We start from the raw sequence: 9,969 nt of genomic DNA, 5'->3' as shown, positions 1-9,969 counted from the left end.
TGTTCCGGTCGTAGCGATGGGGCGGCGGCCGATCCATTCGATGTCGCTGAAATCGGCATGCAGCGAGCGCGCCACCGACGGCAACGAGACGGCGACGATGTTGGTGTCGAGCACGATCAGCGCGCACACGCCGGAACAGATCAGCAGGACGTTGCGCTCCTTACGGCGACGTGCATCATCTGCCGCGTCGGGATAAGAGTCGTCGCGAACGGCAGAGAACGGGCTATTCATGTGCGGAAGATGAAATGCGGAGAAGCAATGGAAGGCGATGCAAAAGCATGGAGCAACTCCTGGATTGGCTGAATTAGCTGAATTAGCTATATGCCAGCCATTCTAAGGCCGCCGATAATTATCTTTATTACAGTTAAAATGCTATTTAATTTCGTTCAGGTTAATTATTGAATTACTGCATTTTTGGAGTATGCCCGTGGAGCTTCGTCACTTCCGCTGTTTCACCGCCGTTGCCGAGACGCTGCACTTTGCCCGCGCCGCCGAGCAGCTCGGCATTTCGCCGCCGGCCCTGACCAAGCAGATACAGGAAATCGAGCGGCTGCTGGATGTCCGCCTGTTCCAGCGCACCAAGCGCTCGGTCAGCCTGACGTCGGCCGGCGAGGTGTTCCTCGAAGAGGCGTTGCGCACGCTACAGCAGGCTGCCCGGGCGGAAGATGCTGCCCGGCGCGCGGGACGCGGCGAGATCGGCCGTATTGAAATCGGCTACATCGCTTCGGCGGCATATTCCGGCTTGCTGCAAACCGAAGTGGCGCGCTTTCGCGCCGACTATCCGCTGGTGCAGCTGAATCTGGTCGAAGCGCCGATGGATACCTTGCCGGTCCAGGTCAGTAACGGCGGCCTCGATCTTGCCTTCATCCGCCCGCCCGTGCCGTGCCCGGCCGACGTCAATTTCATGACCTTGCTGTATGACGATTTCATCGCGGCACTACCGGAAGGTTCACCGCTGGCGGCGCATGAAACCGTGCCCGCGTCCGCGCTCGCGTCGGCGTGCTTCATCTTGCCCGAGCAGGCATCAGGCACCATGGAAGTGGCTCGCCGCGGCCGTTTCGTGCCGCGCACCTTGCCCAACCCGGGAGGTCTGGTGGCGGTGGTGACGCTGGTGTCGCTGGGCCAGGGCGTGGCGATCGTCCCCGCTTCGGTAATGCAGCGCGTGAACATGCCAGGTGTAACGTATCGGCAGATTGAGGGAAAGATCATTCCGGGCGCCATCGCGCTGGCGTCGCGCAAGCACGAGAAGTCGCCGGTGGTGCGCGCCTTCCTGAAGCAGCTGAAAGCGCGTCAGGCCGACAGGTAGCGCGTAGCGGTCGAAGGCAGGCGTCCCGACAGCCCGCTGTGGACGCTGCTGTCGTGGAAACGATAAGCGCCCTTGCCGTCTTTTTTGGCAGCGTACATGGCGGCGTCAGCCTTGGACAACAACTCATCGACGGTGTGGCCGTCGTCGGGATACAGCGCGATGCCGATGCTCAGGCTGGTGCCGACTTCGTGGCCGCCGAGGTTGAGATACGGCGCACCGACGGCCTTGATCAGTTTGTCGGCGATGTCGGCGATCTGACTTTGATACTTGATATCGGAGAGCAGAACCACGAATTCGTCGCCGCCCAGGCGTGCCACCAGATCGTACTCGCGCAAATTGGTGCACAGGCGCTGCGCCACCGCTTTCAGCAGCAAATCGCCCACCGCGTGGCCGAGCGTGTCGTTGATCGGTTTGAAACCGTCCAGGTCGATGAAAAACAGCGCGTACAGATTGGGACTGCGCTTGGCGCGCGACAGCTCGGCGCCAGCCAGTTCGCTGAACAGCATGCGGTTGGGAATCCCGGTCAGGTAATCATGCGAAGCCAGTTGATAGGCGCGCGTCTTTTCCTTTTCGAGCTGCTCGATGAGGCAGATTTTTTCGCGCTCGGAACGCGCCAGGCGCTCATACAGTTTTTTGCGATGGTAGGAAATCCCGATCAGGATCAGCGTCAGCGTCACCACCGCGATGGAGATGACGATCGCATAACGCACATATTCGTAATGCGATTGGGTCAGGTCGGAGACCACGGAATCGGGATTGATGGTCACGCTCACGCTGAGCGGATAGGCGACCAGTTTTTGCAGGCTGCTGACGCTGGAGGAGGATACGGATGCGACGCTGTTGTCGCCGATCAGCAGGCGGCGATCATTGAGCGCCACCAGCGGCGTGCCGGCGCCGCCATTGATCGCAATCAGGTAGCCGTCTCCGATCTGCTGGTAGTCGTGCAGGAAGCGGCCCAGATCGAGTATCGCGACCAGATAGCCGCGCGCGCCGGTCTTCGGGGCTTGCAGGGCGATCAGCATCGGCATGCGCCAGTTGTGACTGTCGGTCTTGCCGAACAGGACCGTTCCAGCTTTCGGCGCATCCGCGCCGGTGGCTGCCTGCGGGTAGGCGCGCTCCAGCAACTGGGCGAATTCGCTTTCTTCGGGAAGGCCGGCGGAAGAGTATCGCAGGCGCATCCGGTCGTCGAACACGGCGGCGCGCACATAGGCGCTGTCGCCGTTGAACAGCAGGCCCAGGTAATCAGCTGCCGCGGCGTCGCCGTCGAGGACTTTGCTGCCGACCATGGCGTACTGCCCGGCACGGCTGAGACGGTCATTGAGATTGGCGGCCATGATGGCGGCCATGTTGCGGCTTTCGGAGGAGGCGCTTTCCATGGCCAGCTTTTTTTCGCTGGCGACGTGCGTCATGGTGATGCCCCAGATCACCACAAGCACCAAAGAGGACAGCAGCACGAAACAAGCGGACAGGCCCCAGCCGTCCTGAATCAGGATCCTGGGCCATTTTGCCTTGAATGAAAATCCGCGCCGCAATTTACCTCCGGAGATGCCTGGTGTTGGAAAGTACCGGATGCGTCCTTGTCGCCATCGCTGCAGGAAACAAATGCAAGCTGCATGCCTGCCGAGCCATTGTAGACACAAACTCTGCTGCGGTCTGTCACCTGAACGGACTAAACACGCCATAAAAACAACGAGCAGCCTGTGAGAGTGCCGTGCGGCAAGAATGTTCCTGCGGCGGTGTACTTCGGACGTTCCGTGGAGATAATCTTGCGTGTCCTTGTCGCCACTTTGTGCGACATACAAGCCAAGCAAAGCCGTCTAGGATGATCAGGCCTTTCGCTCCGATGCCTGAAACCACAACAACAAACGTCCATGACTGCATCCCTCCCGCCAGCGATCACTTCCGCCGTTTCATCAGCACGTCCGGACGTCGTATTGAGCTGCCCGCGTTGCGGCGCCATCGTGGAGCGACTCGTCAATGGCGCGCGTCCGATTCAGGAACAGCGCGTGGCTTGCCCCGGATGCCGTCTGTCATGCCGCTACGCCAGACTCCGGACGGACTCGGGGGATACCTTGCAGGTCTATATGCGCGAGTTGTTTGCAGGTGGGCGCACCTAGGTCCGCGCCACTGCGCGAACCGTGCCGACGCAGAGAGTGGATCAGACGCTGTAAGTCGCCGTGCGTATCGGCTGTTGCTGACCGATCGGCATGATGGTTTGCAGAGCGTCGAATTCCGCCAGGATCAGCTCGGCCTGGTAGCAATGCGTATTGGCGGATTTGAGGGCGTTGCGGAAGGCTTTGAAGGTGGCCGGCTTGGGTACGCCGCCCCTCCCTTTGTTTACCCGCACGGCGTCGGCAATGATGTCGGACAGCAAAGCATCGGCGCAGCTTTGCGCTTCCTTGAGTTGCACCAAACAATCGAGCAAAGCGAGCGTCTTATCCATGGCTGCACCTCAAAAAATAAGTTGTCGACGGGAAATTTTAACCAGGTGCGAACGGTTTGCACAAGCACTTCCTGCGCTAAATCTGCAATATCACGGGTAGCTTGGAAGCCGCGCCAGTTCTGGCATTGCAGCATGATTCCTGCATTGCCGGGACATTCCTTTGGCCTGCGACCAAACCAGTATAGACAGCGCTGCGCAAGAATCCATTGTCGATCTTTCATCACTTCACAAATGATTGTGGATGTCCCCTGCAAGCTATCTCTTTTGGCCCGGCGTCTTTTTTGTAACCACCGCCGAAGACTGTATAAAACACCAGTAAAATAACTTCCTTTTTGCCGCCGCACCAAGGCTCAGCATGAACGTCATGAACGTCGACTATCTGGAAAAACTCAACCCCGAACAACGCCAGGCGGTGGAATTCGGCATCGTCCCCGGACTGCCGGGACAACAGGCCGCACTTCCAGCCCCTGCCCGCCCCTTGCTGGTGATCGCCGGCGCCGGTTCGGGCAAGACCAATACGCTGGCGCACCGGGTTGCTCACCTGATCGTCAATGGCGCCGATCCGCGCCGGATTTTGCTGATGACGTTTTCTCGCCGCGCTGCCGCGGAAATGACCCGCCGCGTCCAGCGCATCTGCGGCGAAGCGCTCGGCGCCAACGGCCGCATCATGGCCGACGCCTTGTCCTGGGCCGGCACCTTCCACGGCATCGGCGCACAGATCCTGCGCGAGTACGCCGATCAGATCGGGCTTGATCCCAATTTCTCCATCCACGACCGCGAAGATTCCGCCGATCTGATGAATCTGGTGCGGCATGAACTGGGCTTGTCCAAGACTGAAAAACGCTTCCCGCTCAAGTCCACCTGCCTGGCCATCTATTCACGCGTGGTCAATTCGGAAGCGCCGCTGGACAGCATCCTGCACAAGGTATTCCCGTGGTGCGCGGAATGGGAGGCGCAACTGCGCACCCTGTTCGGCGCCTACGTCGAAGCCAAGCAGGCGCACAACGTGCTCGACTACGACGACCTGCTGCTGTACTGGGCGCAGACCATCGGCGAGCGCGTGCTGGCCGACGACATCGGCGCGCGCTTCGATCACGTGCTGGTGGATGAATACCAGGACACCAATCGCCTGCAATCATCGATCCTCCTCGCGCTGAAACCGGACGGCCGCGGCCTCACCGTGGTCGGCGACGACGCCCAGGCGATCTACTCGTTCCGTGCCGCAACGGTGCGCAACATTCTCGACTTCCCCCGCGCCTTCGACCCGCCCGCCGACATCGTCACGCTGGACCGTAATTACCGCTCGACGCAGACTATCCTGGCCGCCGCCAACAGCGTCATCGACAAGGCGCTGGAACGCTTTACCAAGAATCTCTGGACCGAGCGCGTCTCGGATCACAAGCCTCAGCTGGTATCGGTGCGCGACGAAGCCGACCAGGCGTGCTACATCGTCGAACGCGTACTTGAAAACCGCGAAGCCGGCAGCACGCTGAAGGATCAGGCTGTATTGTTCCGTGCCTCCGACCATAGCGGCCCGTTGGAGATTGAACTGGTGCGCCGGAACATTCCCTTCGTCAAATTCGGCGGCCTCAAATTCCTCGACAGCGCCCACATCAAGGACATGCTGGCGATGCTGCGCTTCGTGCAGAATCCGCGCGACCGCGTGGCCGGTTTCCGCCTGATGCAGTTGTTGCCCGGCGTCGGTCCGGGTTCGGCGCAAAAAGTGCTGGAAGCCATGGCGACACATGCCGATCCGATTGCTGCGCTGTCCGAATTGCCGGCGCCGCCGCGCAGCGGCGATGACTGGCGCGGTTTCGTCGAGGTGCTGCAATTCATGGCGCAAGGCCGGACCGGCTGGCCCGGGGAGATCGCGCATGCGCGTAGCTGGTACGCGCCGCATCTCGAACGCCAGCACGAAGACGCCGCCACGCGCCAGGCCGACCTGTTGCAACTGGAACAGATCGCCTCCGGCTATCCGTCGCGCGAGCGTTTCCTGACCGAACTCACACTGGATCCGCCGGACGCCACCAGCGACCAGTCGGGCGTGCCGCTGCTGGACGAGGATTACCTGATCCTGTCGACCATCCATTCCTCCAAGGGCCAGGAGTGGAAATCGGTGTATGTGCTCAATGTCGTCGACGGTTGCATTCCGGCCGATCTGGCGACCGGCAGCACCGCCGAAATCGAAGAAGAACGCCGCTTGCTCTACGTCGCCATGACCCGCGCCAAGGACGACCTGCATCTGATGGTGCCGCAGAAATTCTTCACCGGCGGCCAGCACGCGCAAGGCGACCGCCACGTCTATGCGTCGGCGCGCGCGCGTCTGGACAGGTTTCCTCTGCATGCGTTGCCGGTCAATTTGCCGGACGGTTATCGACGTTCCATCCAGGCGGTGTACAAAACATCGTGAACGGTCAGCCATCCGTCAGCTTTGCATGTGATGCTTGGCGCAAAAAATCAACTCAACGAACTACTTCGATCGTCGTTTTTTTTGCGCATCAGGATCATGATAAGAATAATCAATCGCCATGTAAAACCGTCCGCCGCCACATTGATCTTGGTCCTGCTTTCCACGTTGTTCTTCATCTCCCATGCAATCGCCGATGACGGTCGCTGCCGCGATATCGTCGGAGAAAATTTCGACACGGCGATGCCGTCGGCGGAAAACATTTCCTCCGACCGCCTGTCGTCTCTGATCTCGTCGCTGGACGAGGCCCGTTACGACGTCCGCGCGCTGCTCATCATGCGCGACTGCAAGATTGTGTTCGAGCGTTACAAGGATGGGCTTGGCAGGCAGTACAACCACGCGATGTATTCCGCCACCAAGTCGATCTCGTCGACCCTGGTCGGCATCTTGATGTCGCAGGGAAAGATCAGAGACCTCGACACGCCGGTCGCGGCATTGATTCCGCAGCCACCCGGCCTGCGCGGTGATGCATGGAGCAACGCCGGGCGCGTGACGCTCAGGAATTTCATGCAGATGGGTTCCGGCTTCGACTACAAGCACGATCCGGTCAACAATCCGATTTACGGCGCGCGGCAAGATCGCGTCGCGCTGGCGATCGGACAAAAGTTCATCGCCGCGCCCGGCACCCGCTTCAACTACTCGGATGCCGATGCGCTGATGACCGGCACCGTGATTGCGTCACTGACCGATCGCTCCCTGTTGGAGTTCGCCAGATCGACCTTGTTCGCCCCCCTGCAGATGTCCAATTACGCCTGGTGGTTTCCCGATCAGGGCGGCCGTCTTCCCGGCGGCTGGGGCCTGCGATTGCGTCCGATGGACATGCTGAAGATCGGGCAACTTTATTTGCAGGAAGGAGAATGGAACGGGGCAAGGATTTTCGATGAAAAATATCCCCAGCTGGCCTGGACTCCCGGCGTCAGCAATCGCTACGGCCTGCACTGGTGGATCGGCAAGGTCAAGGGCGTGCCGTTCTATTTTGCCAGCGGCTTCAAGGGACAGCGCATCTATGTATTTCCCAGCCTGAGGGTCGTTGCCGCGCTGACGTCCAGTCTTTCGGGCAAGGAAGAAGCCGCGGTCCCGCTCAATATCGTCACCGCGATCATCGAATCGGTTGATGCGGCAAGTCCTGCCGGGGCGGAGTCCGACGCCCGGCTCCTGGAAATGCAGAAAGCAGGCTTTCGCGGAGAAACGCGGGTGCGCCAGGACGATCAGGATGCTCCGCGTCGTTTTTGACGACTGAGGCCTGACGCGCTCAGCCGATCATCTTCGTGTAAGCGGCGGCATCGAGAAACTGCGACACGTCGAAAGTCTCGGTTGGCCGCAGCCTGAAAATCCACTGTTCATAAGGCGCGCCGTTGATCGCTTCGGGCGTGTTCGCCAATTCCGTATTCACGGCAATCACCTCGCCCGCCACCGGCGCATGCACGTCGGAAGCAGTCTTGTTGGATTCGACCACGCCGGCGTCTGCGCCGCGCCGGAGCACGCTGCCGACCGTCGGCGTCTGCACGTACACCAATGGTCCCAGTTGATCCTGGCCGAAGTCGGTGATGCCGACGGTCAGCGTGCCGTCGCCCTCCTGGCGGATCCACTCGTGCGTTTCGGCGTAAATCAGGGTGTCTGGTATCAGCATGCAGCTCTCCTCGTCGGCTGGATTATTGAATTATTGCGCCGCCGGAAACACCGGCTCGCCCAAGTTCAGCATGAGGCGGTTGGCCCACGCAAAGATCGCGACCGAGTGGATCAGGTCGAGGATTTCCTGCCCGGTCAAACCGACGTCCTCGAGCGCCTTGATGCTGGCCGCATTCACACCGCCCGGATTGTTGGTCAGGTCGATGGAAAATTGCGAAATGGCTTTTTCGCGCGCATCGGTGCCGGCGCTGTACGGATCGTCGAACACCTGCTGCACCGTGTCGTTGCGCTTGGCCAGTTGCTCGAAACGCTGGGCATGCACCGAGGCGCAATACACGCAGCCGTTGATGCGCGAGACGACCATCGAACCAAGTTCACGCTCGGCGCGCGACATGCCGCCCGGCGCATACATGATGGCGTTGAAGGCGGCCGAACGCTGGCGCAGGATTTCCGGCTGATGAGCCAGGAACAAGTAATAGTCGGAGGTCTTGGCCTTGGGATGGCTCTCTTCCAGGACCTTGATCTGGTCTTCGCTGGCTTGCTCGATGTCGATGACGTCGAGCCATGCCTGCCACTCCAGCACTTCATTGGTGAAGCCGTGCGATTTGATAACGGTGCTCATGCTTGCTCCCCTGTGCTTGCCAGTTTCATGGCCTTCAGACCGGAGACGACGCGGATCTGGTACGAAATGAAGGCGATCAGTTGCGACAGCGCGACCACGGCGGGTGTGCTGATGCCGGCCGCCGGCAGCATGTGCAAGGCGGCCTTGTCTCCTTCCACCGGACGTTCGGTCAGCGCGCGCGGTAATGCCCGGCGACTTCACTTGCGCCGGCCAGGCGACAGGCGTACAGCGCGACCAGCAGCCGCTCGTCCAGGCCGATGCCTTCCAGCGCCGGATCGAACAAGGCGTCGTAGCTGCCCTGCGAAGCAACCGCGACCTTTTCGCGCTGGTGGCGCAAGGTGTGCAGAGCGCCGCCTGCTTGCAAGCCGGACAGTTTGTCGATGACATCGTTGTCGATGTTGTATTCCACTTGCGTCGTCATGAGACTTCCTTTCGTGTTGGCTGCGCGGAGCGCGCAAGATGCGCTCCGATTGCATTCCTGAGAAACTCCTGCGCGTGCTGCCAGGAGTGTTTGTCGGCATGCGCGTTGGCGGCGGGTGCGCCGCCGCCGGTGCTGAGGCGTTTGGACACCGGATGGGCATAGCTGATCTGGGTGGTCGGCACGTACGGGAACAGGATCGCGTGACCGGCATCCCGGTAATCGTGCCATTCCACGGCGTGCGGGTGAGCGACTTCGTCCAGCTTGTCGCTCACCATTTTTGAATAGATGCTCGACGGCCACGAGCCGTCGTCGGTGGCCGACAGCAGCAACACCGGCGCGTCGATGTGTTCAACCGGGATGCGCGCCTTCGCCACCGCTTCCTTGTCCTGCAAGGCGGTCAGCATGGCGAGCACGTGCCGGTGCGGCGGCGCGCCCTCGTCGAACGGCGCCCAGCTGGCGTGACGGTTGTTTTCCCATTGATGCGTGAGCGGCTTGCCGTCGCGCAGCCAGGTCGGGCCTTCGCGACCGATGGCCGGGTCGCAAGCGTTCTGGCCGCTGTGCACCAGGGCGCTCGGTACGTAAGCCAGCACCGCCGACACTTTTTGCGGGAAGGTCGCTCCCAGCAGCAGCACAAGTTCGCCGCCGCGTGATTGGCCGCTGATGGCGACAAAATCTCCGAGCGGCCTGACCGTGGCGCGCAGCCAGTCGAGGCCTTTTTCAAAATACTCGAGCGGGGTGTTGGAGATGTAATCCGACAAGCCCGGCGCCTTGAAATACGCCAACGCAAACGCGGCGTAACCGCGCGATGCATACAGGGCCGCGCGCGGTTCGTTGATGCCGCCGCCGGATCCGTTGAGGATCATCACCGCCGGATGCGGTCCCGGACCGGCCGGCAGGAACAAGGTTCCTACCAGCCCCTGCTCGCGTACTTCTTGTCGCGTCACGCCATCGCCGCACAGGCGCTGGATCAGTTCCGCTTCCGCGTTACCGGGGGCGGAGGCAGCAGTCGCCTCCAACGCAGTCGTCAGCGGTTGCTGCACGTCCGCATGGAACAGTTCGCGCTTGCCCGGCTGTTCCGGCG

The 9,969-nt window shown here is 61.1% G+C and carries 9 protein-coding genes and 2 pseudogenes; 4 read left to right on the top strand and 7 right to left on the bottom strand.

From position 1 onward, the window contains the following. Positions 1 to 231: pseudogene (locus tag HLUSI_RS33585) on the bottom strand (hypothetical protein); the annotation flags it as partial. A gap of 190 nt (positions 232 to 421) precedes the next feature. Here HLUSI_RS33585 and HLUSI_RS0109300 point away from each other — a divergent pair. After that, complete coding sequence (locus HLUSI_RS0109300; RefSeq protein ID WP_016833709.1) at positions 422 to 1,306, top strand: LysR family transcriptional regulator; 885 nt, start codon at positions 422 to 424, stop codon at positions 1,304 to 1,306. Here the strand turns inward: HLUSI_RS0109300 and HLUSI_RS0109295 are convergent. Continuing rightward, positions 1,291 to 2,838 (bottom strand): GGDEF domain-containing protein, encoded by a 1,548-nt coding sequence (locus HLUSI_RS0109295; protein ID WP_016833708.1) that lies wholly within the window; start codon positions 2,836 to 2,838, stop codon positions 1,291 to 1,293. The two genes, HLUSI_RS0109300 and HLUSI_RS0109295, sit on opposite strands and share 16 nt — an antisense overlap. 339 nt (positions 2,839 to 3,177) lie before the next feature. Between HLUSI_RS0109295 and HLUSI_RS32540 the strand changes: the two genes are divergently transcribed. Further along, positions 3,178 to 3,423, top strand: coding sequence for a hypothetical protein (locus HLUSI_RS32540; protein WP_157137802.1), 246 nt, complete (start codon positions 3,178 to 3,180; stop codon positions 3,421 to 3,423). A 41-nt stretch (positions 3,424 to 3,464) separates the two neighbouring features. On the opposite strand, the gene HLUSI_RS0109290 is transcribed toward HLUSI_RS32540, so the two are convergent. Further along, positions 3,465 to 3,749: a hypothetical protein gene (locus HLUSI_RS0109290; protein ID WP_016833707.1), complete on the bottom strand. Its 285-nt coding sequence runs from the start codon at positions 3,747 to 3,749 to the stop codon at positions 3,465 to 3,467. Positions 3,750 to 4,104: 355 nt separating this feature from the next. On the opposite strand from HLUSI_RS0109290, the gene HLUSI_RS0109285 reads away from it, so the two are divergent. Both HLUSI_RS0109285 and HLUSI_RS0109280 read left to right on the top strand, forming a co-directional pair. Next, positions 4,105 to 6,159 (top strand): ATP-dependent helicase, encoded by a 2,055-nt coding sequence (locus tag HLUSI_RS0109285; protein WP_016833706.1) that lies wholly within the window; start codon positions 4,105 to 4,107, stop codon positions 6,157 to 6,159. Positions 6,160 to 6,300: 141 nt separating this feature from the next. Continuing rightward, positions 6,301 to 7,449, top strand: a complete 1,149-nt coding sequence (locus tag HLUSI_RS0109280; RefSeq protein ID WP_016833705.1) for a serine hydrolase domain-containing protein — start codon at positions 6,301 to 6,303, stop codon at positions 7,447 to 7,449. Positions 7,450 to 7,468: 19 nt separating this feature from the next. Here the strand turns inward: HLUSI_RS0109280 and gcvH are convergent, their stop codons facing one another. The 4 genes and pseudogenes from gcvH to HLUSI_RS0109260 all read right to left on the bottom strand — a co-directional run. Beyond that, on the bottom strand, positions 7,469 to 7,846 hold the full coding sequence (gene gcvH / locus HLUSI_RS0109275) for a glycine cleavage system protein GcvH (protein ID WP_016833704.1): 378 nt from the start codon (positions 7,844 to 7,846) through the stop codon (positions 7,469 to 7,471). Between the two features lie 30 nt (positions 7,847 to 7,876). Further along, on the bottom strand, positions 7,877 to 8,467 hold the full coding sequence (locus HLUSI_RS0109270; RefSeq protein ID WP_016833703.1) for a peroxidase-related enzyme: 591 nt from the start codon (positions 8,465 to 8,467) through the stop codon (positions 7,877 to 7,879). Beyond that, positions 8,464 to 8,888: pseudogene (locus HLUSI_RS34795) on the bottom strand (CMD domain-containing protein). Before HLUSI_RS34795 ends, HLUSI_RS0109270 begins: the two are co-directional and overlap by 4 nt. Further along, positions 8,885 to 9,969, bottom strand: a 1,085-nt coding sequence (locus HLUSI_RS0109260; RefSeq protein ID WP_016833702.1) for an acyl-CoA thioester hydrolase/BAAT C-terminal domain-containing protein, incomplete at its 5' end; no start/stop codon positions are given. The gene HLUSI_RS0109260 and the pseudogene HLUSI_RS34795, both read right to left, overlap by 4 nt.

Source organism: Herbaspirillum lusitanum P6-12, assembly GCF_000256565.1.
GTDB classification, from domain to species: domain Bacteria; phylum Pseudomonadota; class Gammaproteobacteria; order Burkholderiales; family Burkholderiaceae_D; genus Herbaspirillum; species Herbaspirillum lusitanum.
This window is presented reverse-complemented; position numbering and strand designations above follow the sequence as displayed.